Here is a 25,377-nt window from a genome sequence, read left to right as displayed (position 1 = left end):
TTCCGACCCTACCCGGCGGTCATATGCTGGTCAGCCCTGTCTCAACTTTCGGTCTCATGAAGTGGTCCGCCCCGCTCCGGCCCGCGGACCCGGTGCGCCCCCGAGCGCCGTACGACGGCGATCACCCCCAGGACCGCGACGGCGCCCAGCACCCCCGCGGCGGGCATCACCACCGGCAGCGGTGCGTACTGCGCGGCCACTCCGGCCAGCGCCATCGCCAGCCCCATGACCGTCATCCGGCCCGCCTGCATCACCGTCATCGCCTGCCCCAGCAGTTCCTCGGGGACCGCGGCGACGAACCACCGGTCGACGCCGAAGTTGTACGAGATGCCGGTGCCGGTCAGCACCAGCAGCACCAGCGCCCAGCCCAGCGACGGCCGGGCCGCGAACCCCAGGGACGGCAGCACCGCGAACACCCCCATGGGGAACGTCAGCCGCGCCCGGGCCCGCGGCCCCAGCAGCGCCCCCACCAGGGTCTCGGCCACCACCGCCCCCACCGGCATCCCGCACATCAACAGCCCCTGCCCGGCCGGCCCCGCGCCCAGCAGGTCCCCGTACGGGACGAGCAGCGCCTCGGGGACGACCACGACCGCCGGCGGCACCCAGGTGAGCAGCAGCAGCGCCCGGACCCGCCGGTCGGCCAGCAGCCGCCGGGTGCCGGCCAGCGAGGCGCCCAGGAGCGCACCGTCCGCGCGTCCCCGCGCCGGGCGGGCGGCCGTCCCCAGCCGCAGCAGCAGCGCCGAGGCGGTGAACGTCGCCGCGGTGATCCCGAGCACCGCCCCGGGCGGCACCGCGGCCAGCAGCAGCCCCCCGGCGGCGAACCCGGCCAACTGCGCGCCCTGGTTGACGATCCGGATCAGCGAGCGCCCCAGGACGAACAGGTCGCCCTCGCCGAGGATCTCGCCGAGCGTCCCCGCCCGGGTGCCGGCGAAGACCGGCGCGACCGCCGCGATCGCGCAGCGCAGCCCGAGCAGGACCGCCACCGGCACCCCGGGCGCCGCCATCGCCGCGGCCGCCGCCGCACACACCGCGTCGCAGCAGACCAGCACCCGGCGGGCCGGATACCGGTCGGCGACGGCCGACAGCAGGGTGCCGCCGAGGACGTGGGGCAGCAGGCCGAGCGCGAACGTCAGCGCGCTGAGCAGCGGCGAGTCGGTGAGCCGGTAGACGAAGACGGAGAGCGCGAGTTCACAGACCACCACGCCCAGGGAGGAGAGCAGGTGGGCGGCGAAGACACGGCGGAACTCGGGGACGGCGAAGACGGCGCGGTAGCCGGTGCCGGCCGGCCCGGCGGCACCGGACGGGCCGGGGGCGGGCGGGCAGGCGGGAGCGGAGCCCGGTCGTACGGGCCCGGAAGGCGTCGGCATGGCGTCAGGCTGCCGCTGCCGCCCCGGGCCCCGTAGTGTTTCGTCGCCAGCCGAATCCTGGGGAGGGGAGGGCCCAGCGGTGCCGCTGGAGCTGCATTTCGGCGCGGACGACCTGCTGCGGATCCGGTTCGCGATCTCGCCGCTGTGCGAGACCCACGAGGCGCTGCGCACGCTGCGGCGCACCGACCGGCACGCCTACCACCTGCCGTGGCTGCGGCGGATGCGGGAGCGGGCGGCGGGGCTGGACCTGTCGCCGCTGTGGCTGTTCATGCCGTCCCCGCGCCCCGGTTACACACCCGATTTCCTGGGCCGGCCGCCCGAGGTGCCGCTGGCGGACTTCGCCGCGGAACTGGCCCGCCTGCGGGCCACCGACCCCGCCCTGGCCCGCGCCGAGATGGCCAAGTCGCTGGCCTGTACGCCCGGTGCGGCGCGGTCGCCGCGCGGCCGGGCGGCGCTGGCGGACCCGGCACGCACGGTACGGGAGCTGGCGGACCTCACCGAACGGGCCTGGGAGGTCCTGGTCGCGCCCGACTGGCCCCGGCTGCGGTCCCTGCTGGAGGCGGAAATCGCCTACCGCTCGCAGCAGTTGGCGAGCGGCGGCCTGCGCCTCCTGTTCACCGATCTGCATCCCCGGCTGTCCTGGTCGGACGACGGCACGCTGACCGTCCGCACCCGTACGGACTTCGCGCAGCTGCAGGACCTCGACGGCCGGGGCGTGCTGCTGCTGCCGAGCGTCTTCGTGTGGCCGGACGTGATCAGCGGCTTCGACCCGCCGTGGCAGCCGACCGTGATCTATCCGGCGCGCGGCATCGGCGGGCTGTGGCAGGAGCCGTCCGGCGGCCCCGCACTGGCGCGCCTGCTGGGCGCCAACCGGGCCGCGGTGCTCACCGCCCTGGACGCGCCGGCGACGACCTCGGCGCTGGCCCACCGGCTGGGCCTGGCCCCCTCGTCGGTCTCGGCGCACCTGTCCGTGCTGCGCGACGCCGGACTGCTGACCTCGCGCCGGCACGGACACCAGGTGCGCTACGAGCGCACACCGCTGGGCATCGCCCTCCTGGCCGGCGGCTGACGGCCGGCCCCGTCAGGAGCCCTGCGCGTCCCCGGCCAGATGGCGCTCGACGGTCTCCACCTTCGAGGTGAGCCCGTCGGTGACGCCGGGCCGGATGTCGGCCTTCAGCACCAGCGAGACCCGCCCGGCGCGCGCCTCGACGGCGGCCACCGCGCGCTTGACGACGTCCATGACCTCGTCCCACTCGCCCTCGACGGAGGTGAACATGGCGTCGGTGCGGTTGGGCAGGCCCGACTCCCGGACGACCCGGACGGCGTCGGCGACGTACTCGCCGACGTCCTCGCCGACGCCCAGCGGGCTCACGGAGAAGGCGACGATCATGCGTTCACCGTACCTTCCCGGCGGGCCCGGGCGGCGATCACACCGGCCTCCTCCTCGCGCTTGAGCACCTTGTCCGCGTACAGGCCGCCGAACGGCAGCACCGCGAGGAGGAAGAAGAACGCGACCCGCTTGAAGGGCCACTTGGTGCGGTTCCAGGCGTCCAGGAGCAGCACCAGGAAGATGGTGAACAGGATGCCGTGCAGCAGGCCGAGGGGCATGACGAGCTTGTCGTAGCCCAGGAAGATCCGGAAGCCCGTGCCGAATATCAGCAGCGCCGGGAAGGAGAGCGCCTCCGGGATGGATGCCAGGCGCAGTCGGTGCAGGGCGGCGGCGGTCTTGATGTCCACGGGAACCTCGTTCGGGCGGAGGGGAGGCGTCACATTGCTTGCGCAGAGGATGCTTGTGCAAGAGTTCACAAGCATCCCGCCCCATTGTTACAGCCGCCCCGACGATCACTGCGCCGGGGGCGGCCCGGGGCGGCCCGCCGCGGCGACGGGGGCGACCTCGGGGAAAGGTCCGGGAAAGGCCCGGGACAGGCCGGGGCGAAAGGTCCGGGTCGACTCCGGGACGAAAGCCCTGTCCCGCCCCACCCCCGCCGACTACCGTCTGACCCGTGGCTCAGTTTCGGCTCCAGGGGAGCAAGGTGCTCGCCGTCGACCTCGCGGGCGACGCCGTCAAGGCGAAGAACGGCGCGATGGTCGCGTACGACGGCACCATGACCTTCAAGAAGATGACCGGCGGCGGCGAGGGGCTGCGCGGCATGGTCACCCGGCGGCTGACGGGTGAGCAGATGACGGTGATGGAGGTGAAGGGCAAGGGCACCTGCTATTTCGCCGACCGCGCCGGCGAGATCAACCTCGTCCGCCTCCAGGGCGAGAAGCTGTTCGTGGAGGCGAGCAACCTGCTGTGCACCGAGGCGACGCTGCACACCGGCACGACGTTCACCGGCCTGCGCGGCGCCTCGCAGGGCAACGGCCTGTTCACCACCACCGTGGAGGGCCACGGACAGGCCGCGCTGCTCTCCGACGGCCCGGCCGTGGTACTGCGGGTCACCCCGCAGCAACCCCTCCAGGTCGACCCGGGCGCGTATGTCGCGCACACCGGGCGGCTGACCCAGCACTTCCAGTCCGGAGTGAACTTCCGCACATTCCTCGGCGAGGGCTCCGGCGAGGCGTTCCAGATCCGCTTCGAAGGCGAGGGCCTGGTCTACGTGCAGCCCAGCGAGCGCAACACCGTGGGAGGTGAGCTCTGATGCCGTTCACGGCCCTCAACTCCCGTATGGTGCAGGCCACGATCGCCCCCGGCCAGCGGCTGTTCAGCCAGCGCGGCGCGATGCTCGCCTACCGCGGCGAGGTCACCTTCACCCCCAACATCCAGGGCGGCCAGGGCGGCTTCGGCTCCATGATCGGCCGCCGGATCGCCGGCGAGGCGACGCCCCTGATGACCGTCGAGGTCCCCCAGGGTCCCGACGGCCGGGGAGGCGCCGCCACCGCCACGGTCATGTTCGGCCACGGCGGCCACCACGTCCACGTCGTCGACCTGACCGGCGACACGCTCTACGTGGAGGCCGACCGCCTGCTGGCCTTCGACGGCTCGCTCGCCCAAGGGACGATGTTCATGGGCGCGCAGGGCGGCGTGATGGGCATGGTGCGCGGACAGGTCACCGGCCAGGGCCTGTTCACCACCACCCTCCAGGGCCACGGCTCGGCCGCGGTGCTGGCCCACGGCGGCGTCATCGAGCTGCCGATCACCCCGCAGCGCCCCGTCCACGTCGACCCGCAGGCGTACGTCGCCCACCGCGGCGACGTCCGCAACCGCCTGTCCACCGCGATCGGTTGGCGCGAGCTGATCGGCCGCGGCTCGGGCGAGGCGTTCCAGCTCGAACTGTCCGGCCAGGGCACCGTGTTCGTACAGGCGTCGGAGGAAAAGCTGTGACCGGTCCCGTGATCCACGACGTCCACACCCTCCCCTCGGACGACAACGTCAACCCGTACGCCTTCAGCGTCGACCTCGACGGCCAGTGGTTCCTCCAGAAGGGGAAGATGATCGCCTACTACGGGCAGATCGACTTCCACGGCATCGGACACGGCCGCCTGGACCGCCTGATCGCCACCAGTTTCCATTCGCCACTGCACGCCGCGGACTGGGTCGTCGCCGAGGGCCGCGGAAAGATGCTCCTCGCGGACCGGTCCTTCGACATCAACTCCTACGACCTGGATGAGGGCAACCTCACTGTTCGCTCCGGCAACGTGCTCGCGTTTCAGCCATCTCTCTCCCTGAAGCAGTCGATCATCCCGGGCTTCCTCACCCTGATCGGCACGGGCAGGTTCGTGGCCGCCTCCAACGGCCCGGTCGTCTTCGCCGAGCCCCCGATCCGGGTGGACCCGCAGGCCCTCGTCGGCTGGGCCGACTGCCCCTCTCCCTGCCACCACTACGACCACCGGTACCTGCGGGGATTCCTGGGCGGCCTGCGTGCGCACACCGGCATCGGCGGCACCTCCGGCGAGGAGCACCAGTTCGAGTTCACCGGCGCCGGCACGGTCCTGCTCCAGTCCACCGAGCAGTTGATGGCGGAGCTGCCGACCGGCGCGCCGCCCACCGAGGAGGGTGTCCCGGGCAGCGGCGTCCCGGCGGCGGAAAGTGGCTCACAACTGCCGCAGCTGCCCGGCGGCCTGGGGGGCCTCCAGCGCCGCTTCGGGCTGTGAACGGTAGTCTGCGGACGGTGACCTCGAACGTCTGACCAACGGTGGGGCCCGGCCGGCCGTCTCACGCAACGCCGATATGCCACACGCCAACTAATTCATTATTCAACTTTCACGGGTAGAGTTCATCCATGACGACCGACAGCGACACTCCCTGGCTGACCGACCAGGAGCAGCGCGCCTGGCGCACCCATCTGGACGTCAGCAGACTGCTGATGCACCAACTGGAGCGCGATCTCCAGCCGTTCGGCCTGACGAACAACGACTACGAGATCCTGGTCAACCTCTCCGAGGCCGAGGACCACCGGCTGCGGATGAGCGATCTGGCCGCCAGCACCCTGCAGTCCAAGAGCCGCCTCTCGCACCAGATCACCCGCATGGAGAACGCGGGCCTCGTGCGCCGCGAGAGCTGCGAGTCGGACCGCCGTGGCCTCTACGCCGTCCTCACCGAGGACGGCTGGGAGACGATGCGCCGGGTCGCCCCGCACCATGTCGCCTCGGTCCGCCGCCACTTCATCGACCTCTTCACCGCCGAGGACCTCGACGCCCTCCGCGCCTCCCTCACCCCCGTCGCCGACCACCTCCGCAAGAGCCGCGGCAACCCCTGACCGACCCTGGCCGACCACACAAGGCCGACTACACAAAGTAATCATCCGGGAACTCCCGGCTCTCCTCCTTCGTTGCCGAAACAAGGAAGGAGGCACCCGGCCAAGGCGCCCGCCACGGCGCCCGAAGCGCCCGCCACGGCCGGGAACGGACCACGACCGCGAGCGGACCAGGACCACAGCGACAACCAGTCCAACAACCACAACCAGTTCAAACGGACCGCAACGCGCCACGACGCACGGGCCACGACGCGGGGAGGCCGGGCCCGGCCCGTCGTCACCCCCCGTTCGTCAGCCCCGCCACCAGTTCGTCCGCCGCCCGGTAGGGGTCCGTCTCACCGGCGACGATGCGTTCGGCCAGGGCGTCGAGATGGCGGTCGCCGGACAGGTCGCCGATGCGGGAGCGCAGCGTGGTGACGGCGATCGTCTCGACCTCGCGGGCCGCGCGGGCCAGCCGGCGCCGCGCCAGGACGCCGTGCTCCTCCATCCAGGCACGGTGCTTCTCAAGGGCTTCGAGGACCTCGTCGACGCCCTCGCCGCGGGCCGCCACCGTCTTGACGATCGGCGGCCGCCAGTCGCCGGGCGCGCGGGCCTCGCCCAGGCCCAGCATGTGGTTCAGCTCGCGTGCCGTGGCGTCGGCGCCGTCCCGGTCGGCCTTGTTGACGACGTAGACGTCGCCGATCTCCAGGATTCCGGCCTTGGCGGCCTGGATGCCGTCGCCCATGCCGGGTGCCAGCAGCACGACGCTGGTGTCGGCCTGGGAGGCGATCTCGACCTCGGACTGGCCGACGCCCACGGTCTCCACCAGGATCACGTCGCAGCCGGCGCCGTCCAGCACCCGGATGGCCTGCGGGGCGGCCCAGGCCAGCCCGCCGAGGTGGCCGCGGGTGGCCATCGAGCGGATGTAGACGCCCGGGTCCGAGGCGTGTTCGCTCATCCGGACCCGGTCGCCGAGCAGCGCACCGCCGGAGAACGGCGAGGACGGGTCAACGGCGAGGACGCCGACCCGTCGGCCCGCCTTGCGGTAGGCGGTGACCAGCGCGGACGTCGTGGTGGACTTGCCGACGCCCGGCGAGCCGGTGAGCCCGACCACGTACGCGCCGCCGGTGAGCGGCGCCAGCGTCGCCATCACCTCGCGCAGCTCCGGCGCCGCTCCCTCGACGAGGGAGATCAGCCGGGCCACCGCCCTCGGGCGGCCCTGCCGGGCCTGTTCCACCAGCTGGGGGACGTCCACCATCGCGCTCGGCTCCTTCGACCTCGACTCACTGGCTGGTACGCGCTGCTCCCGTGCCGCGCGCCGGTTCCCGGCCGGCGCGCGGGCCCGTCACTTGCCCGGTACGCGGAGGATCAGCGCGTCGCCCTGACCGCCGCCCCCGCACAGGGCGGCCGCGCCGATCCCGCCGCCGCGCCGGCGCAGTTCCAGCGCGAGGTGCAGCACGATACGGGCGCCGGACATGCCGATCGGGTGCCCCAGCGCGATGGCACCACCGTTGACATTCACCTTTTCCGGGGAAACCCCGAGATCCTTCATTGACTGCACGGCGACCGCGGCGAACGCCTCGTTGATCTCGATCAGGTCGAGGTCGTCGACGGTCAGGCCGTCCTTGGCGAGCGCGTGGTTGATGGCGTTGGACGGCTGGGACTGGAGGGAGTTGTCGGGGCCGGCGACGTTGCCGTGCGCGCCGATCTCCGCGATCCACGAAAGGCCCAGTTCCTGCGCCTTGGCCTTGCTCATGACGACCACGGCGGCGGCGCCGTCGGAGATCTGCGAGGAGCTGCCCGCGGTGATGGTGCCGTCCTTGGCGAAGGCCGGGCGGAGCTTGCCGAGGCTCTCCGCGGTGGTCTCCGCGCGGATGCCCTCGTCCTTGCTGAAGAGCACCGGGTCGCCCTTGCGCTGCGGGATCTCCACGGGGGTGATCTCCGCCTCGAACAGGCCGTTCTTCTGGGCGGCGGCGGCGCGCTGGTGGGAGAGCGCGGCGATCTCGTCCTGCTCGGCCCGACCGAGGCCGAGGCGGGTGTTGTGCTTCTCGGTCGACTCGCCCATCGCGATGCCCTCGAAGGCGTCGGTGAGGCCGTCGTGGGCCATGGCGTCGAGCATCTCCACCGCGCCGTACTTGAAGCCCTCGCGGGACTTGGGCAGCAGGTGCGGGGCGTTGGTCATGGACTCCTGGCCGCCGGCCACGACGATGTCGAACTCGCCGGCGCGGATGAGCTGGTCGGCCAGGGCGACGGCGTCCAGGCCGGAGAGGCAGACCTTGTTGACGGTGAGCGCGGGGACGTTCATGGGGATGCCGGCCTTGACCGCGGCCTGGCGTGCCGGGATCTGCCCCGCCCCGGCCTGCAGCACCTGACCCATGATCACGTACTGCACCTGGTCACCGCCGATCCCCGCGCGGTCCAGAGCCGCCTTGATGGCCACTCCGCCGAGGTCGGCCCCGGAGAAGCTGCGCAGCGAGCCGAGCAGGCGGCCCATGGGGGTGCGCGCCCCGGCCACGATCACGGAGGTGGTGCCGTTCGTTGCAGACATACGATGCGGCCTTCCTTTGCAGGGAAGTTAACGAGGGTTCCCGTCAATGTACTGAGGGGTAGTCGCCGGGTCACCGGCAAGCGGGTGTGATCGCGCGCACGTTGCGTAACCAGCCGTGCGAGCGGTGCACTGGAGCCATGCTGACGCGAATCGACCACATCGGGATCGCCTGTTTCGACCTCGACCGGACCGTCGAGTTCTACCGTGCCACGTATGGCTTCGAGGTGTTCCACACCGAGGTCAACGAGGAGCAGGGAGTCCGCGAGGCGATGCTCAAAATCAACGAGACGTCGGACGGCGGCGCCTCGTACCTCCAGTTGCTGGAGCCGACCCGGGAGGACTCCGCGGTGGGCAAGTGGCTGGCCAAGAACGGCGAGGGGGTGCACCACATCGCGTTCGGCACGGCGGACGTGGACGGTGACTCCGAAGCCGTGCGCGGCAAGGGTGTCCGGGTGCTCTACGACGAGCCGCGGCGCGGTTCGATGGGGTCGCGGATCACCTTCCTGCACCCCAAGGACTGCCATGGTGTGCTGACCGAACTCGTCACCGCGGCGCCTCCGGACGCGACTGACCACTGACCTTCCGCTTCCCCGGCCGGTAGAGTGCAGCTTCGGCCGGGGTACGGGAATGGGGCTCGGTCCATACTCTGCCGATGATCTGACACCATTTCTTCGGAAGGGTCAGCTCCGAAGGGCGCGAGTTCGGTACACCGTCGTGTGTGCGGAACCTGCGCCGCAGGGCCGGAGCCGGCCGCCGCCATGACCAGGGGACGGATGGGACCGCGCAGTGCGGGGCAACGAGCGCCAGGAGCGTCAGTGGGCTGAGGCCGACCACCTCTCGCAGTTCGAAGCCGAGATGGAGCGGCTGAAGACCGAGCGGGACAAGGCCGTCCAGCACGCCGACGACCTCGGGTACCAGGTCGAGGTGCTGCGCGCCAAGCTCCACGAGGCGCGCCGCAACCTCGCCTCTCGGCCTGCCTACGACAATCTCAGTCACCAGGCCGAACAACTGCTGCGCAATGCGCAGATCCAGGCCGACCAGCTGCGCTCGGACGCCGAGCGGGAGCTGCGCGAGGCGCGGGCGCAGACGCAGCGGCTGCTGCAGGAGTCCGCCGAGCGGCAGGCCCGGATGGAGGCCGACCTGCATGCCGAGGCGGTCAGCCGTCGGCAGCGGTTGGACGAGGAACTCAACGAGCGCCGGCAGACGGTCGAGTCGCACGTCAACGAGAACGTGGCGTGGGCGGAGCAGTTGCGGGCCCGTACGGAGTCCCAGGCGCGGCGTCTGATGGAGGAGTCGCGGGCGGAGGCCGAGCAGGCGCTGTCGGCGGCGCGTGCCGAGGCGCAGCGGCTGGCGGATCGGGCGCGGGAGCGGCTGGGGACGGCTGCGGAGGAGGCTCGTGCCGAGGCCGAGTCGATCCTGCGTCGGGCACGTACGGATGCCGAGCGGCTGCTGAACGCCGCGTCGAACCAGGCGCAGGAGGCCACGGACCAGGCGGAGCAGTTGCGCTCGGCGGCGGGTTCGGAGGCGGAGGAGGCGCGCCGGCAGGCGGCCGAGTTGACGCGGGCCGCCGAGGAGCGGGTGCGGGAGGCCGACGGCGCGCTGCGGGAGGCGCGGGCCGAGGCGGAGAAGCTGCTGGAGGAGGCTCAGCAGTCGGCCGGGAAGCGGCTGTCGGCGGCGGAGTCGGAGAACGAGCAGCGCGCGCGGACCGCCAAGGCGGAGGTGGCGCGGCTGGTGGCCGAGGCCACCAAGGAGGCCGAGGCGCTGAAGGCGGAGGCCGAGCAGCTGCGGGCGGATGCCCGGGCGGAGTCGGAGCGGCTGCTTTCGGAGGCGCAGGAGTCGGCGCGGTCGAAGGCGGCGGAGGATTCCGCGGCGCAGTTGGCGAAGGCCGCGCGGTCGGCCGAGGAGATGGTGTCGAAGGCGTCGGAGGACGCCAAGGCCACGACGAAGGCGGCCGTCGAGGAGGCGGAGCGGCTGCGGCGGGAGGCCGAGGCGGAGGCCGACCGGCTGCGCGAGGAGGCGCACGACACCGCCGAGCAGTTGAAGGGCGCGGCGAAGAACGACACCAAGGAGTACCGCGCCAAGACCGCCGAGCTCCAGGAGGAGGCGCGGCGGCTGCGCGGTGAGGCGGAGCAGCTGCGGGCGGATGCGGTCGCCGAGGGCGAGCGGATCCGTGGTGAGGCGCGCCGGGAGGCCGTTGCGCAGATCGAGGAGGCGGCGGGGACCGCCGAGGAGCTGCTGTCGAAGGCCAAGTCGGATGCGGAGGAGACCCGTTCGGGTGCGGTCGCGGAGAGCGAGCGGGTGCGGACGGAGGCCATCGAGCGGGCGGCGGCGCTGCGGCGGCAGGCCGAGGAGGCGCTGGAGCGGGCTCGTGACGAGGCCGAGCAGTTGCTGCTGGAGGGCACGCAGGCCGCCGAGGAGTTGACGGGCGAGGCGGAGAAGAGCGCGGCGAAGCTGCGGGCCGAGGCCGAGGAGGCCGCCGAGGAGCGGCGGGCGGAGGCGCAGGCGGAGCTGGATCGGCTGCGGGCCGAGGCCGAGGAGAAGGTGGCGGCGGCGGAGGAGTCGCTGCGGGAGGCGCGTTCCGAGGCGGAGCGGCTGCGGCGGGAGACGCAGGAGGAGGCGGCCCGGCTCAAGGCGGAGGCCGCGGAGCGGCGTCGGTCGTTGCAGCAGCAGGCCGAGGAGGAGGCCGAGCGGCTGCGCGAGGAGGCGGCCGGGGATGCGTCGGCGGCGCGTGCGGAGGCCGAGGCGGCGGCGACGCGGCTGCGGAGCGAGGCCGCGGCGGAGGCCGAGCGGCTGAGGGCGGAGGCGCAGGAGACCGCGGACCGGGTGCGTGCGGAGGCGGCGGCTGCCGCGGAGCGTACGGGCGCGGAGGCGGCGGAGGCGCTGGCCGAGGCGCAGGAGGAGGCGGCGCGGCGGCGTCGGGAGGCCGAGCAGCTGCTGGCGGAGGCGCGCGAGGAGGCGCACCAGGAGCGGACGGCGGCGCGGGAGCAGAGCGAGGAGTTGCTGGCGTCGGCCCGTACGCGGGTGGGCGAGGCGCAGGCGGAGGCCGAGCGGCTGGTCGAGGAGGCGGACCGGCGGGCGGCGGAGCTGGTGGCGGCGGCGGAGCAGACCGCGCAGCAGGTGCGGGATGCGGTCGCGGGGCTGCACGAGCAGGCCAACGAGGAGATCGCGGGGCTGCGTTCGGCTGCGGAGCATGTCGCGGAGCGGACGCGGACCGAGGCGCAGGAGGAGGCGGACCGGGTCCGCGCGGACGCCTACGCGGAGCGGGAGCGTGCTTCGGAGGACGCGTCGCGGGTGCGTCGGGAGGCGCAGGAGGCGACGGAGGCCGCCAAGTCGCTTGCCGAGCGGACGGTTTCGGAGGCCATCGAGGAGGGCGAGCGGCTGCGGTCGGAGGCGGCCGGGGTGCTCGACGAGGCGCGCCGGGACGCCAACGCGGCGCGGTCGGAGGCCGCGGAGCAGGCCGACCGTCTGGTGACGGAGGCGACGGCACAGGCCGAGGAGCTGGTCGCGGAGGCCACCGCGAAGGCCGAGAAGCTGGTCGGGGACGCCACGGCGAAGGCGCAGCAGCTGCGTACGGACGCGTCGGATGCGTTGGCGTCGGCGGAGCAGGACGCGGCGCGGGCGCGGGCCGAGGCGCGGGGCGACGCGAACCGGATGCGGTCGGAGGCGGCGGAGCGGTCCGAGCGGCTGTTGGGCGAGGCCCGTGCGGAGGCGGAACGGATCGTCACCGAGGCGGCGGAGCTGACGTCTTCGGCGCAGGACGATGCGGATCGTGCGGTCCGGGAGGGCCAGGAGGCCGCGGAGCGGCTGCGGGCCGAGGGCGAGCAGCGGGCGCAGCGGATGGTGGCGGAGGCCACCGAGGCGGCGGAGCGGCTGCGGGCCGAGGCGGCCGAGGCGCTGGAGAGTGCCCGGGCGGAGGCCGAGCGGACGGGCGACGAGGCGCGTGCGGCGGCGAACCGGACGCGGGCCGAGGCGGCGGCGCAGGCCGACGAGTTGGTGGCGGAGGCGGCCGGCGAGGCGGAGCGGCTGCGGTCGGAGGCGGCGGAGCGGACCGCGGAGGCCGAGCGGGCGGCGGACCGTGCCCGGGCCGATGCCCGTGAGCAGGCGGACCGGATGGTCGCGACGGCGACGGCGGAGGCCGATCGGCTGCGGGCCGAGGCGGCGGAGACGGTGGCGGCGGCGCAGGAGCATGCGACGCGGACGCGTGCGGAGTCGGCGCAGGTCCGTGCGGATGCGGAGGAGGCCGCCGAGCTGGCCCGTGCCGAGGCGCAGGAGGAGGCGGACCGGCTGCTGGACGAGGCGCGCGAGGATGCCGCGAAGCGGCGGAGCGACGCGGCGGAGCAGGCGGACCAGTTGATGGCCAAGGCGCAGGAGGAGGCGCTGAAGACGGCGACCGGCGCGGAGGAGCAGGCCGACGCGATGGTCGGGGCGGCGCGCAAGGAGGCCGACCGGATCGTCGTGGAGGCCACGTCCGAGGGCAACGCGCGGGTGGAGAAGGCCCGTACGGATGCGGACACGCTGCTGGGCGAGGCGCGCCGGGACGCGACGGCCATAAGGGAGCGCGGCGAGGAGCTGCGGGTCCGGGTCGAGGCCGAGGTCGAGGAGCTGCACGAGCGGGCGCGCCGGGAGTCGTCGGAGGCGATGAAGAACGCCGGCGAGCGGGTGGACAAGCTGATCGAGCAGGCGACGGCGCAGCAGGTGGAGGCCGAGGAGAAGGCCGACAAGTTGATGGCGGACGCCAACAGCGAGGCGAGCAAGGTCCGGATCGCGGCGGTGAAGAAGGCCGAGGGCCTGATCAAGGAGGCCGAGAACAAGAAGGCCGAGGCGGTGCGCGACGCGGAGCGGATGCGGGTCGAGGCGAAGGAGGAGGCCGCGCGGATCGTGGCGGAGGGCAAGCGGGAGCTGGAGTTGCTGGCCCGTCGTCAGCAGGACATCAACACCGAGATCTCCCGTGTCCAGGACGTGCTGGAGGCGTTGGAGTCGTTCGAGGTGCCTGCGCAGGGCGGAGAGGGAAAGGGCGGGGCGGTGAAGGCCGCCGCGGGCGCCGGGACAACTCGTTCGAGTGGCAAGCAGTCTGAAGGGTAGCCACTCAAATGAGGGGTCATTCTCCACTTCAAACGCGCAATGACTCGATGACACGCCGTTAAGGCCCCTAGGATTCTCCTTATCACCTCACCGGTCTCTTTCGACAGGAACCCCATGAGCGACACTTCCTCCCCCTTCGGCTTCGAGCTCGTGCGGCGTGGGTACGACCGCGGTCAGGTGGATGACCGCATTACGAAACTGGTCGCGGACCGCGACAGTGCGCTGGCCCGTATCACCTCGCTGGAGAAGCGCATCGAGGAGCTGCACCTCGAGACGCAGAACGCCCAGGCTCAGGTCACCGACGCCGAACCCTCCTACGCGGGCCTCGGGGCGCGCGTGGAGAAGATCCTCCGCCTGGCGGAGGAGGAGGCCAAGGAGCTGCGCGAGGAGGCCCGGCGGGCCGCCGAGCAGCACCGCGAGCTGGCCGAGTCGGCCGCCCAGCAGGTCCGTAACGACGCCGAGCAGTTCGCCGTGGAGCGGAAGGCGAAGGCGGAGGACGAGGGTGCCCGGATCGTCGAGAAGGCGAAGGGCGAGGCGTCCACGCTGCGCGCCGAGGCGCAGAAGGACGCCCAGTCCAAGCGTGAGGAGGCGGACGCCCTCTTCGAGGAGACCCGCGCCAAGGCCGCGCAGGCCGCCGCGGACTTCGAGACGAATCTGGCGAAGCGTCGCGAGCAGTCCGAGCGGGATCTGGCCTCGCGTCAGGCGAAGGCGGAGAAGCGGCTGGCGGAGATCGAGCACCGGGCGGAGCAGCTGCGTCTGGAGGCGGAGAAGCTGCGGACGGACGCGGAGCGTCGGGCCCGGCAGACGGTGGAGACCGCGCAGCGGCAGGCCGAGGACATCGTGGCGGACGCCAACGCCAAGGCCGACCGGATCCGCAGCGAATCGGAGCGCGAGCTGGCGGCGCTCACCAACCGCCGCGACTCGATCAACGCGCAGCTGACCAACGTCCGGGAGATGCTGGCGACGCTGACGGGTGCGGCGGTGGCCGCGGCCGGTGCGCCGGGCGACGAGGAGTCGGTGACCCGCGGGGTGCCGGCCCAGCAGAGCCGCTGACGCCGGGAAAGGTTTCGGGCGGTCTTTCGTGCCCCCGTATCGCCGTTGTGGCGGTGCGGGGGCGCTTTCGTTCCGGGGGGGGCGGGGCGCTCCTCCGGGCGGCGCGTCCCGGTGGCGGGGGTCCGGGGGCGCCCCTAGCGTGCTGTACATGATCGAGTTGGCGGGGCTGACGAAGCACTACGGCGACACGGTCGCGGTGGACGGGCTGACGTTCACCGTGCGGCCGGGTATCGTCACCGGCTTTCTCGGCCCCAATGGTGCGGGGAAGTCCACCACCATGCGGATGGTGCTCGGTCTGGACAATCCGACGGCCGGTTCGGTGCGGATCGAGGGCCGGCGCTACCGGGAGTTGCGGAATCCGCTGACGTGCGTGGGGGCGTTGCTGGACGCCCGGGCGATGCACGGTGGCCGGAGTGCGGTGAACCATCTGCGGTGTCTGGCGCAGAGCAACGGCCTGCCGCCGTCGCGGGTGGCGGAGGTGCTGCATCTGGTGGGGTTGACGTCGGTGGCGCGGCGGCGGTCGAAGGGGTTCTCGCTGGGGATGGGGCAGCGGTTGGGGATCGCGGCGGCGCTGCTCGGCGATCCGCGGATCCTGATGTTCGACGAGCCGGTCAACGGGCTGGATCCGGAGGGCATCCAGTGGATCCGGAATCTGATGAAGACGCTCGCCGCGCAGGGGCGGACGGTGTTCGTGTCGTCGCATCTGATGAGCGAGATGGCGTTGACGGCGGAGCATCTGGTGGTGATCGGGCAGGGGCGGCTGTTGGCGGACACGTCGATGGCGGAGTTCATCCGGGAGAACTCGCGGTCGTATGTGCGGCTGCGGTGTCCGGAGCGGGAGCGGTTGCTGGATGTGCTGTACGGGGAGGGCGTCCGGGCGGTGGCGGGGCCGGAGGGCGCGGTGGAGGTGGACGGGGTGCCGGCGGAGCGGCTGGGTGAGCTGGCGGCCGCGCATCGGCTGGTGTTGCACGAGCTGAGTCCGCAACAGGCGTCGTTGGAGGAGGCGTTCATGCAGTTGACGGCGGGGGCGGTGCAGTACCACGCGCATCGGGCCGGGCCGGGCGGGCCGGGCGGGGTGCGGCCGGGCGGGGGGCCGGCGCGGCCGGCGGTGCCGCAGGGGGCGTTCTCGGGTGGGCCGCCGCCGGGCGGTCGGGGGCAGGGCTGGCAGCGGAGGAGGAGCTGAGGATGGCGGTGGTCGGGCAGGTCCTGCGGTCGGAGTGGACGAAGATCCGGTCGGTGCGGTCGACGGTGTGGACGCTGGGCGTGGCGGTGGCGGTGACGCTCGTGGTGGGCGTGCTGATCTGCACGCTGGCCCGGAAGGACTTCGACTCGATGCCGGACGCGCGGAGGGTCGCCTTCGATCCGACGAACGTCAGCTTCGCCGGGATGGGGCTGGGGCAGCTGGCGATGATCGTGTTCGGGGTGCTGGTGGTGTCGAACGAGTACAGCACCGGGATGATCCGGGCGTCGCTGTCGGCGGTGCCGCGGCGCGGGGTGTTCCTCTTCTGCAAGCTGACGGTGGCCACCGCGCTGGTCCTGGCGGTCGGGATGGTGACGAGCTTCGCGACGTTCTTCGTGGGGCAGGCGGCGCTGGGCGAGCACCGGGCGTACCTGGGTGATCCGGGGGTGCTGCGGGCGGTGGTGGGCGGCGGGCTGTACATGACGATGATGGCGTTGTTCTCGATGGCGGTGGCCACGATGCTGCGCAGTCCGATGTTGTCGCTCGGCATCCTGATGCCGTTCTTCTTCCTGGTGTCCAACATCCTCGGGAACGTCTCGGCGACCCGGAAGGTCGGCCGTTATCTCCCGGACCAGGCGGGTTCGCGGATCATGCAGGTGGTGCCGCAGGTCGGGGACGATGCGCCGTACGGGCCGTGGGGCGGTTTCGCGATCATGGTGGGGTGGACGGTGGCCGCGTTGCTGGTGGGCTGCCTGTTGTTGAACCGGCGGGACGCCTGACGGCTCCGCGGGCCGTCGGCCGTCGCGCCGCGCTTTGGCGGGAACCGTCAACGCCCCGATAGCCTCATAACCCTCACGGGGGCACGAGGGCGCCTCTGCCCCGACCATCTCGCGAGGGGCGGAGAATGATCGAGGCAGTCGGCCTGACCAAGCGCTACGGGCCCAAGACGGCCGTGCACAACCTGTCGTTCCAGGTGCGTCCGGGCACCGTCACCGGCTTTCTGGGGCCCAACGGCTCCGGCAAGTCGACGACGATGCGGATGATCCTGGGCCTCGACGCCCCGACGTCGGGCCGCGCCACGATCGGCGGCCGCCCGTTCCGGCAGACCCCCAACGCGCCGCGCCAGGTGGGTGCGTTGCTGGATGCCAAGGCGGTGCACGGCGGGCGCAGTGCGCGGGCGCATCTGCTGTCGTTGGCGCAGCTGTCCGGGATCCCGGCCCGGCGGGTCGACGAGGTGCTGGGGGTGGTCGGTCTGCAGGACGTGGCCGGCCGCCGGTCGAAGGGGTTCTCGCTGGGCATGGGCCAGCGGCTGGGGATCGCCGCGGCGCTGCTCGGCGATCCGCAGGTGCTGCTCTTCGACGAGCCGGTCAACGGACTGGACCCGGAGGGCATCCTGTGGGTGCGGAACCTCATGAAGCAGCTGGCGGCGGAGGGCCGTACGGTCTTCGTCTCCTCGCACCTGATGAGCGAGATGGCGCTGACCGCCGAGCACCTGATCGTGATCGGCCGGGGGCAGTTGCTCGCGGACATGCCGGTGAAGGACTTCATCTCGGCCAACTCCGCGGACTTCGCCCGGGTGCGGACGCCGGACGGTGCGCCGGAGCAGCGCGAGAAGCTGCTCGCGGCGGTCGCCGAGGCGGGCGGTCGGGCGGAGCCGGAGGCGGACGGTGCGCTGCGGGTGACGGGGCTGCCGCTGCCGCGGATCAGCGAGTTGGCGCACACGGCCGATGTCCGGCTGTGGGAGCTGTCGCCGCACCAGGCGTCGCTGGAGGAGGCGTACATGCGGATGACGCAGGCGGCCGTCGACTACCGGTCGACGGCGGACCAGCGGGCCGGTTTCCAGCCGGCGCCGGCCGGTTATCCGCCGCCGGGCGCCGCTCCCCAGGGGCCGCAGGGGTATCTGCCGGGGCAGCCGGGCGGGCCGGGCCAGATGCCGCCCGGGGTGTCCGCGCCACCGCAGTATGCGCAGCCGGGCGCGTACGGGCAGCCCGCCGGGGCCGCCCCGGTGCCGGGCGCTCCCGTGCCGCCGCAGCAGGGTCACCCGTACGGGGCACCCGCTCCGTACGGCGCACCGCACCCGTACGGGCAGCAGCCGCCGGCCCAGCCGCCGGTACCGCCCACCGCCCCCAAGCTCTCAACTCCGTTCGAGCAGGGGGGACCCTCATCCGTCGACCAGCCCACGCCGCACACCCAGGACGTTCGATGACCAGCCCTCAGCAGCCGCAGCCCCAGCCGCAGCCGCAGCCCGCGCCGGAGTCCGGTGGGCAGCCGATGCCGCCCACCGCCGGGCCGATGCCGCCCGCGTCGCCGCAGCCGGCCGCCGGACAGCCGGCGCCGCAGCAGCCCTCCCCCGAGCCCTCGACCCCGTTCGAGCAGGGGGGTTCCCCGTCCGCCGGGGAGGCGGGGACGATGATGCTGCAGGCGCAGCCGCAGCCCGGGCCCGGGCCCGCCAAGGAGGCCGGCACGATGCTGCTCCAGGCGCAGCCGCCGGCCGGTGGCCACCCCGAGCCGCGGCCGCTGTCGGCGCACGGGCCGGGCAGGTCGGGCAACGAGCCCGGCACGATGATGCTCACCGTCCCCGCGTCGCAGCCCCAGCCCCAGCCCCAGCAGGCGCAGCAGCCCCAGCAGCCGCCGCAGGCACCGGCCCCGCAGCAGCAGCCGCCGCACCCGCAGCAGCCGCCCGCCACGCCCAACTGGCAGGCGGCCGGGGCTGGTTACGTCTCCCCGATACCCGTCCGCCCGACCCACCTGGGCCATGCGCTGGCCGCAGAGTGGACCAAGATCCGTTCGGTGCGCTCGACGATGTGGACGCTGGGCGTGATGGTGGCCCTGATCGTCGGCATCGGCCTGCTGACCGCCACCGCCCTGTCGGGCCACCGCGTCGGCCTCGGCATCTCCTACGGCTTCTTCAGCGTCCTGCTGGGCACCCTGTGCATCATCCCGCTCGGCGTCCTGGTGATCTCCTCCGAGTACGGGACGGGGATGATCCGGACCACCATGACCGCCTGCCCCAGCCGGGCCCGGGTGCTCGCCGCCAAGGCGATCGTCTTCTTCCTGCTCGCCTTCGTGATCACGACGCTCACCACCACGCTGGTGACGCTCGCCCTGTCCGGCATGCTGGACAGCCGGGAGCCGACGCTCGACGAGTGGCTGCGCTGCACGGTGGGCGCCGGACTGTACGTCTCGATGCTCGGCCTGCTGGCCATGGCGGTGGGCTCGCTGCTGCGGCACTCCGCGGGCGCCATCAGCGCCATGTTCGGGGTGGTCCTGCTGCCGATGCTGCTCGCGGTGTTCATGCTCGGCTCGTCGAGTCTGCAGTGGCTCGCCAAGGGGCTGATCACGTACTCGGTGCCCAACGCGCTGGCGACGCTGTACGGCATGCCGTTCCTCGGCACCGGTGAAGGCCCGCAGGGCTGGGGGCCGCTGGGGATCCTGACCGGCGTCGCCGCGGTCGCGCTGGGCGCCGCCTTCGTCGTCCAGGAGCGGCGCGACGTGTGACGTCCTCAGTATCTGGGGGCATTACGGGACCGCTGGAGCCGTGCGCTCCGGCGGTTCCGTGCGTTCCAGCAGGCTTTGTGCCAGTGCCGGCGGTCGTCGACGTCGCCGTGCCGGGGCCAGGTGACGACGTGCGGGACGCCGGGCGGGATCTCCTGGTCGCAGCCGGGGCAGCGGTAGTGCTTGGCCGCGCCGGCGGCGCCGACCGGCCGGACCACCCAGTCCTCGCCGCGCCACTCCTCGGTGGTCTCCAGTCCGTAGCGGCCGAGCCCCGCGTGATCCGCGCGGGCTGGGTGGTCGGGGCGGTTCGCACCGCGTTGGCGGTTTCGGCGCGGGGACACGGCACACCTCGGCAGGTTGAGGGGGTCACAGGCTGTCACCAGCGTACGCGGCACGGTCAGGGGCAGACGCCCGCCGTCACGTTTCTGCGATGATCTGGAAATTTCGCGTCAGGCCGTGCCCTGGGCACGTGTCGCCCGTTGTTGCCGGGTGAGGGGGGGTCGCGTCGGCTGCAAGGAGGCAGAGAGCGATGCGCGTAGGGGCTTTCATCCTGGCCGCCCAGTTCCCCGGTCAGGGGCAGGGGGAGGCACTGCACCGCGCGGTGCGTTCCGCGGAGGTAGCGGAGCAGTCCGGACTCCACGAAGTCTGGCTCGCCGAACACCACTTCGTCCCGTACGGGGTCTGCCCGCAGGCGGCGACGCTGGCCGCGCTGCTGCTGGGGCGGACGAGCCGGATCGGGGTCGGGACGGCGGTCAGTGTGCTGCCGACCCAGCATCCGGTGGCGCTCGGCGAGCAGGCGGCGCTGCTGCACCTGACGTCGGAGGGGCGGTTCACGCTCGGGGTCGGCCGGGGTGGTCCCTGGGTGGATCTGGAGGTCTTCGGCTCCGGTCTGGCGGCGTACGACCGCGGTTTCCCGGAGTCGCTGGACCTGCTGCTGCGGTGGCTGCGCGAGCCGCGGGTGGGGGCGCGCGGCGAGCGCTATGCGTTCCGGGAGGTGGCGGTGGTGCCGCGGTCGGCCGAGGCGCTGACCGACCCGGACGACCCGGACGGGCTGCTGGCCGGTCCGCCGGTGGTGGTGGCGTGCACCTCCCCGTCCTCGGTCCGGCTGGCCGCGGTCCGCGGGCTGCCGATGCTGCTGGGGATGCACTGCGGCGACGAGGAGAAGGCGGAGATGGTCGCGCTGTGGCGGGCGGCGGCGCTGGAGGCCGGCCGGGATCCGGTCGAGGTGGCCGCGGCGGAGCACGTCTCGGCGGGCGTGGTGCAGGTCGCGGACGACCGGGCGGCCGCGGTGGAGACGCTGACGAAGGCGATGCCGGGCTGGCTGCGGCAGGGCCTGGGGGCGCATGTGACGGTCGACGGCCGGTATCGGTCGATGCGCGATCCGCTGGCGTACACGGAGTTGCTGTGCGCGCTGCACCCGGTCGGCACCCCGGAGTTGTGCGCGGACCGGCTGGCGGCGACGGCGGAGCGTACGGGCATCAGGCGGTTCGCGCTGCTGGTGGAGGGCTCGGGGGATCTGGCGGCCACGGAGGAGAACGTCCGGCGGCTGGGCGCCGAGGTGCTGCCGCAGTTGGGGTGACCCCGCCGGGGCGGGAGCGGGGTGCGGGACCCGGCTGGTCGGTGGTGCTGCCGCCGGTGCACGACCCCGGAGGGTGCTCCGGCCGGCCCGCTCAGCGGCAGCAACTCCGATCAGCAGTCGCGGAGTTCGGGCGACTGGTTCAGCAACTGACCGCGGATGGACGTGAAGCGGGCCAGCCGGTCGTCGACGGCCGGGTCGAGCGGGAAGACCGCGACCCGGTGGCAGTTCTGGAAGGCGAGGCGCACACCGAAGTGACGCTCCAACGAGCCGCGGATGGCGTTGCTCGCCAGTGCGCGGAGCAGTTGGCCGCGCGCCTGCTCGTCCGGCGGCGGCGTCTGGTTGTCGGCGAACTCTCCGCCGTCCGCCTTCAGCCGGTCCACCAGAGAGCTGATCATCCCCCACGCGTAGGGCAGGGAAGTCCGGACGCAGTCGACAAACGCGGCTTCGTCGACCTCGCCTCGCTCGGCCTGTTCGAGGAGGGCCGGTGAGACGTCGAGCGACATGAGGTTCTCCTCTCGCGGCCCCGTCGGAACAGGCGGGGCCTCATGGATGGGACAAGGGGAATTCGCGACACAGCGTGTTCGCCTCACGACCCCCCGCGTCAACGGTATGCCGCGCAAGGGGCCCGCACCAGGAGATTGCACATACAACCGGCCATGCCCGGGCGCCGGGGGTGCGGGGGTTTCCGCCGTAAAGAGACCCCGGTGCGGGGGCGAATCGCGTCGGCGGCCCCGATTCGAGTAGCGTGGCGCACCATGCGTCTCGTCATTGCCCGTTGCTCCGTGGACTACGCGGGCCGGCTCACCGCCCATCTGCCCTCCGCGCCCCGCCTCATCCTCGTGAAGGCGGACGGGTCCGTGTCCATCCACGCGGACGACCGGGCCTACAAGCCCCTCAACTGGATGTCCCCGCCCTGCTCCCTCAAGGAGGGTGACGGCAGCGTCTGGACGGTGGAGAACAAGGGCGGCGAGAAGCTCATCATCACCCTGGAGGAGGTCATGCACGACTCCTCGCACGAGCTGGGTGTGGACCCCGGGCTCATCAAGGACGGCGTGGAGGCCCACCTCCAGGAGCTGCTCGCCGACCGGATCGAGACACTGGGCGAGGGCTACTCGCTTATTCGGCGTGAATACCCCACTGCCATTGGCCCGGTGGATATCTTGTGCCGGGACGCCGACGGCCAGACCGTCGCCGTCGAGATCAAGCGGCGCGGCGAGATCGACGGCGTGGAGCAGCTCACCCGCTATCTCGAACTCCTCAACCGCGACCCGCACCTGGCCCCGGTGAAGGGCGTCTTCGCAGCTCAGGAGATCAAGCCGCAGGCCCGCGTGCTGGCCACCGACCGCGGCATCGGCTGTGTGGTGCTGGACTACGACGCGCTGCGCGGCATCGAGGACGACAAGCTGCGGCTGTTCTGACCGGTCGCGCCGGCCGCACCGCGACGGCCCGGTACGGAAGTCGTCCGCCTCTTCGGCGGGCGGTCCGTACCGGGCCGTCGCGCGTTGCGTCGGGTGCCGGGTGGGGCCTACGGGGCTCCGGTGGCGTCAGCCGGCCGGGGTGCCCTGGCCTGATGCCGACTGGCCGGATGCCGACTGGCCCGTGGCCGGCGCGCCGGTGTCGTCGGCGCTCCCGTTGCTGGTGGACGGCGCCACCGCGGAGTTGTTGCCGGACGGGCTGCCGCCCGAGCTGCCGCCGGATGTCGTCGGCGGCTCGCCGGTCGGGGTGTCCGTAGGCTTGTCGGTCGGGGTGGGGCCGGTCGGGGTGTCGGTGGGGTGCTGGGTCGGCGTGGGGTGGGTGGGGGTGCCGGTGGGCTTGTGGGTGGGGTGGGTCGGGTTGCCGGTGGGCGAGGTGGGGCCGCCGGTGGGGTTGCCGGTGGTCGAGGTCGGGCCACCGGTCGGGGTGCCGGGGCCGCTGGGGGCGCCGGTGGTGCCGGGGGCGGACGGCGAGGTGCCGCCCCGGTGGCCGGGGGTGCCGGGGGTACCGGGCCGGGTGGTGCCGGAGCCGGTGGGTGGCAGGCCGGCGCCGGTGCCGGGCTCCTGGGCCGGCTCCTGGCCGTCGCCGCCGGCCGCCGGGGACTGGTCGGTGGTGACCTTGTCGTCGTGCGGGCCGGAGTTGTCGGAGGTCATGCCGAGGGTGACGACGGTGCCGAGCACACCGGCCAGCACCACTCCGGCGGCGACCGCGACGAGGTTGCGGCGGCCGGTGCGGCGGATGCCGCGCGCGAGTCCCCCGCCGGCGCCGGCCGGGCCGGACTTCGCGGCGTGGGCGCCGTGCGCGGCCTTCCCCGCCTGCCCCGCCGCCTTGCCCGCGTTGCCCGTCTGGCCCGCCTTGGCGAACGGGAGCGCCGCGGTGGTCTCCTGCGGCGCGGCCGATCCGGCCTGGTCGAACGGGCTGGTCAGGTCGGCGGCGGTCCGGGCGCTGACCGTGCCGGCCGTCCCCTCCGGGCGGGCGACGGCGTGGAGCTTGGCGGTCGAGACGGCGTCGGGCGACGCCTCGCCGGCCGGTCCGGCAGCCGGGTCGCGGGGCTCCGACGCGTCCGCGCCGTCCGCGGCGGCCCCGGCGTCACCGGACGCGGGAGCGACGGCCGCCAGCAGCGTCGTCGGCGCGTTCGCGGCGGCGGCCCGGGACCGGTCGATGACCAGGGCGAGGGCCCGCCGCCCGGCGATCGCACCGTCGCGGTCGGAGAGCACCCCGCGCAGCCCGATGGACGCCTCCAGCTCGGCGCGCGCCCGGTCGACGTTGCCGCTGCACAGCGCGAGCACGCCCAGGTCGTGGTGGAAGTACGCCTCCTCGGCGACCTCGCCGGCCAGCCGGGCGGCCTCCTGGCCGTGCCGCAGGCTGCGCTCCCAGGCGCTCCAGTGCAGCGCCGCGGCGAACGCGGGCGCGGCGGTGCGGGCCAGCAGCACCGCGGCGGCCGGGTGGCCGCTCTCCCGGCTGCCGGTCAGCACGCCCATGGCGGCCAGCACCGCGTCGGACTCGGCGGCGGCCCGCTCGGGGGTGACCGAGGGGTGACCGGCCCACCAGGCGTAGTGCTGGGCCGCCGTGTGCGCCCGGGCGGCGGCGTCCTCGGCGTAACCGGCGGCGGTGAGCTGTTCCTGGACGGTGGCGGCGAGGCGGTAGTGCCCGCCGGCCGGGCTGATCAGACCGCAGCCGAGCAGCTCGCCCAGGGCGGCGTCGGCGTGGGTGTCCTGGGTGAGGGCCGGCAGATGCGCCTGGTGCGGCAGTTCGCCGTTGAGGGCGACCGCGAAGCGGAGGGTCTCCTGGGCGGCGACGCCGAGCCGTTCGGCGAGCAGCGGGGCGGGCGCGGCGGCCTCGCCGACGGCCGGCAGCGGGACCTCGGGGCGCTGCTCCGGGTCGGCCGTGCCGTCCTCGGGGAAGAGGCCGTAGCCGTCGTCGAGGGCGCCCGGTGCGGTCCGGGCCTTGTCGCGCTGGCGCAGCAGAGCGGCGCCCTGGACGAACCGCAGCGGCAGCCCCTCGGACTCGAACCACAGGTCGGCGGCCCAGGCCGCCTCGTCCTTGGTGAGCGGCCGGTCCAGGGCGCGCTCCAGCAGCCGCCGGCCGGCGTCCTTGCCGATCCCGCCGACGAAGACCTCCTCGACGTGCGCGCCGGCGCTGGGCGCGGGGACGTCGGGGGTGGCGGCGAGGAGGAAGGCGCACTCGGGGGTGGCGTCCAGCAGCTCGTCGAGCGCGGCACCGCCGAACTCCAGGTCGTCCAGGACGACGATCGCGCCGACGCCGCCGAGCAGACGCAGCAGCTCGGGCCGCTCCGGGCGGTGCTGCGGGGCCCGGTGGACCGCGGCGAAGAGGGCGTACAGGACGTCGGTGACGGTGCGGTGGTAGCCGGAGAGCCGCACCACGCCGTCCGGGGCGAGCTCGCCGACGCGGTCCGCGACGGCGTCCAGCAGCCGGGTCCGGCCGGAGCCGGCGGGGCCGGTGACGCGTACCGAGCGGCCGCGGGTGAGCAGCCGCTCCAGCCGGGCGATGTCCTCGTCGCGCTCTTCGAGGGGGATCTCGTGGCCGGCGAACGAGACCGGTCCGGAGGGCACCGGCGGCTGGGCGGCGCGGGCCGCGGCCGCGCGCTCCTCGGCGTCGAGCTTCTCGGGCGGAGCGGGGCGCTCACCGGGCGGGCAGGGCTGTATCTCGCAGCCGTCGACGGGGTTGACGGTGACGAGGTAGTTGCCCGAGACGAGCCGGACGACGCGGGCGAGGCCGCCGGATCCGGCGGGACGGCCGGCCGACTCGGGAGCCGGCGGACCGGCCGTGCCGGCCTGCTCGCCGTGCTCCTCGGGGCCCGGGTGGGTGTTCGGGTCCATGCTGCAAGCTCTCCAGAATGTGCGTGCCGTCGGTGCTTCCGGCCGTCCGCACTGCCCCGGCTCCGGCGGATCTCCTCAGCCGTC

The 25,377-nt window shown here is 73.5% G+C and carries 22 protein-coding genes; 14 read left to right on the top strand and 8 right to left on the bottom strand.

Features of this window, described 5'->3' with window-relative positions; genetic code table 11:
- Nucleotides 1-41: 41 nt before the first annotated feature.
- Nucleotides 42-1,367, bottom strand: coding sequence for an MFS transporter (locus K2224_RS12980; protein WP_221906710.1), 1,326 nt, complete (start codon nt 1,365-1,367; stop codon nt 42-44).
- A 79-nt stretch (nt 1,368-1,446) separates the two neighbouring features.
- Between K2224_RS12980 and K2224_RS12975 the strand changes: the two genes are divergently transcribed.
- The gene (locus K2224_RS12975; protein WP_221906709.1) at nt 1,447-2,436 is read left to right on the top strand and encodes a DUF5937 family protein; all 990 of its coding nucleotides are present in this window, start codon (nt 1,447-1,449) and stop codon (nt 2,434-2,436) included.
- Nucleotides 2,437-2,448: 12 nt separating this feature from the next.
- Here the strand turns inward: K2224_RS12975 and K2224_RS12970 are convergent, their stop codons facing one another.
- Complete coding sequence (locus tag K2224_RS12970; protein ID WP_221906708.1) at nt 2,449-2,757, bottom strand: MTH1187 family thiamine-binding protein; 309 nt, start codon at nt 2,755-2,757, stop codon at nt 2,449-2,451.
- A complete protein-coding gene (locus K2224_RS12965; RefSeq protein WP_066986625.1) occupies nt 2,754-3,104 on the bottom strand; it encodes a DUF3817 domain-containing protein in 351 nt (116 codons plus the stop codon). Before K2224_RS12965 ends, K2224_RS12970 begins: the two co-directional genes overlap by 4 nt.
- 266 nt (nt 3,105-3,370) lie before the next feature.
- Between K2224_RS12965 and K2224_RS12960 the strand changes: the two genes are divergently transcribed.
- The 4 genes from K2224_RS12960 to K2224_RS12945 all read left to right on the top strand — a co-directional run bounded on the left by K2224_RS12960 (nt 3,371) and on the right by K2224_RS12945 (nt 6,067).
- Nucleotides 3,371-4,009, top strand: a complete 639-nt coding sequence (locus tag K2224_RS12960) for an AIM24 family protein (RefSeq protein WP_221906707.1) — start codon at nt 3,371-3,373, stop codon at nt 4,007-4,009.
- On the top strand, nt 4,009-4,692 hold the full coding sequence (locus K2224_RS12955; protein WP_221906706.1) for an AIM24 family protein: 684 nt from the start codon (nt 4,009-4,011) through the stop codon (nt 4,690-4,692). The genes K2224_RS12960 and K2224_RS12955 overlap by 1 nt, the downstream gene beginning before the upstream one ends.
- Nucleotides 4,689-5,462 (top strand): AIM24 family protein, encoded by a 774-nt coding sequence (locus tag K2224_RS12950; protein ID WP_221906705.1) that lies wholly within the window; start codon nt 4,689-4,691, stop codon nt 5,460-5,462. The genes K2224_RS12955 and K2224_RS12950 overlap by 4 nt, the downstream gene beginning before the upstream one ends.
- Nucleotides 5,463-5,590: 128 nt before the next feature.
- Complete coding sequence (locus K2224_RS12945) at nt 5,591-6,067, top strand: MarR family winged helix-turn-helix transcriptional regulator (RefSeq protein WP_221906704.1); 477 nt, start codon at nt 5,591-5,593, stop codon at nt 6,065-6,067.
- Nucleotides 6,068-6,341: 274 nt separating this feature from the next.
- On the opposite strand, the gene meaB is transcribed toward K2224_RS12945, so the two are convergent.
- Both meaB and K2224_RS12935 read right to left on the bottom strand, forming a co-directional pair.
- Nucleotides 6,342-7,301, bottom strand: a complete 960-nt coding sequence (gene meaB / locus K2224_RS12940) for a methylmalonyl Co-A mutase-associated GTPase MeaB (protein WP_221906703.1) — start codon at nt 7,299-7,301, stop codon at nt 6,342-6,344.
- 87 nt (nt 7,302-7,388) lie between these two features.
- Nucleotides 7,389-8,564 (bottom strand): acetyl-CoA C-acetyltransferase, encoded by a 1,176-nt coding sequence (locus K2224_RS12935; RefSeq protein ID WP_221909651.1) that lies wholly within the window; start codon nt 8,562-8,564, stop codon nt 7,389-7,391.
- A 164-nt stretch (nt 8,565-8,728) separates the two neighbouring features.
- Between K2224_RS12935 and mce the strand changes: the two genes are divergently transcribed.
- The 7 genes from mce to K2224_RS12900 all read left to right on the top strand — a co-directional run bounded on the left by mce (nt 8,729) and on the right by K2224_RS12900 (nt 19,404).
- Complete coding sequence (mce, locus tag K2224_RS12930) at nt 8,729-9,169, top strand: methylmalonyl-CoA epimerase (RefSeq protein WP_221906702.1); 441 nt, start codon at nt 8,729-8,731, stop codon at nt 9,167-9,169.
- Nucleotides 9,170-9,377: 208 nt separating this feature from the next.
- A complete protein-coding gene (gene scy, locus K2224_RS12925; protein WP_221906701.1) occupies nt 9,378-13,673 on the top strand; it encodes a polarized growth protein Scy in 4,296 nt (1,431 codons plus the stop codon).
- A gap of 114 nt (nt 13,674-13,787) precedes the next feature.
- Complete coding sequence (locus tag K2224_RS12920) at nt 13,788-14,726, top strand: cellulose-binding protein (protein WP_221906700.1); 939 nt, start codon at nt 13,788-13,790, stop codon at nt 14,724-14,726.
- Between the two features lie 148 nt (nt 14,727-14,874).
- A complete protein-coding gene (locus K2224_RS12915; RefSeq protein ID WP_221906699.1) occupies nt 14,875-15,909 on the top strand; it encodes an ABC transporter ATP-binding protein in 1,035 nt (344 codons plus the stop codon).
- Between the two features lie 2 nt (nt 15,910-15,911).
- A complete protein-coding gene (locus K2224_RS12910; protein ID WP_221906698.1) occupies nt 15,912-16,685 on the top strand; it encodes an ABC transporter permease in 774 nt (257 codons plus the stop codon).
- Nucleotides 16,686-16,810: 125 nt separating this feature from the next.
- Nucleotides 16,811-18,112, top strand: coding sequence for an ABC transporter ATP-binding protein (locus K2224_RS12905; protein ID WP_221906697.1), 1,302 nt, complete (start codon nt 16,811-16,813; stop codon nt 18,110-18,112).
- Complete coding sequence (locus K2224_RS12900) at nt 18,109-19,404, top strand: ABC transporter permease subunit (protein ID WP_313904772.1); 1,296 nt, start codon at nt 18,109-18,111, stop codon at nt 19,402-19,404. The genes K2224_RS12905 and K2224_RS12900 overlap by 4 nt, the downstream gene beginning before the upstream one ends.
- 5 nt (nt 19,405-19,409) lie before the next feature.
- Here K2224_RS12900 and K2224_RS12895 read toward each other — a convergent pair whose 3' ends face one another.
- The gene (locus tag K2224_RS12895) at nt 19,410-19,742 is read right to left on the bottom strand and encodes an ATP/GTP-binding protein (RefSeq protein WP_221906696.1); all 333 of its coding nucleotides are present in this window, start codon (nt 19,740-19,742) and stop codon (nt 19,410-19,412) included.
- A gap of 188 nt (nt 19,743-19,930) precedes the next feature.
- On the opposite strand from K2224_RS12895, the gene K2224_RS12890 reads away from it, so the two are divergent.
- Nucleotides 19,931-20,980 carry an LLM class flavin-dependent oxidoreductase gene (locus K2224_RS12890; protein WP_221906695.1) on the top strand — a complete coding sequence of 350 codons (1,050 nt, stop codon included), beginning with the start codon at nt 19,931-19,933 and terminating at the stop codon, nt 20,978-20,980.
- A gap of 110 nt (nt 20,981-21,090) precedes the next feature.
- On the opposite strand, the gene K2224_RS12885 is transcribed toward K2224_RS12890, so the two are convergent.
- Nucleotides 21,091-21,483 carry an SCO5389 family protein gene (locus tag K2224_RS12885; RefSeq protein ID WP_221906694.1) on the bottom strand — a complete coding sequence of 131 codons (393 nt, stop codon included), beginning with the start codon at nt 21,481-21,483 and terminating at the stop codon, nt 21,091-21,093.
- A gap of 252 nt (nt 21,484-21,735) precedes the next feature.
- Between K2224_RS12885 and nucS the strand changes: the two genes are divergently transcribed.
- Entirely contained in the window at nt 21,736-22,398 is a 663-nt protein-coding gene (gene nucS / locus K2224_RS12880) for an endonuclease NucS (RefSeq protein ID WP_221906693.1), read from the top strand.
- A gap of 126 nt (nt 22,399-22,524) precedes the next feature.
- On the opposite strand, the gene K2224_RS12875 is transcribed toward nucS, so the two are convergent.
- Nucleotides 22,525-25,293 carry an ATP-binding protein gene (locus K2224_RS12875; protein ID WP_221906692.1) on the bottom strand — a complete coding sequence of 923 codons (2,769 nt, stop codon included), beginning with the start codon at nt 25,291-25,293 and terminating at the stop codon, nt 22,525-22,527.
- Between the last annotated feature and the right edge of the window lie 84 nt (nt 25,294-25,377).

The organism is Streptomyces sp. BHT-5-2, assembly GCF_019774615.1.
Classification (GTDB): domain Bacteria; phylum Actinomycetota; class Actinomycetes; order Streptomycetales; family Streptomycetaceae; genus Streptomyces.
The sequence above is the reverse complement of the archived record's forward strand: the minus strand, read 5'-3'. Positions and strand labels throughout refer to the sequence as shown.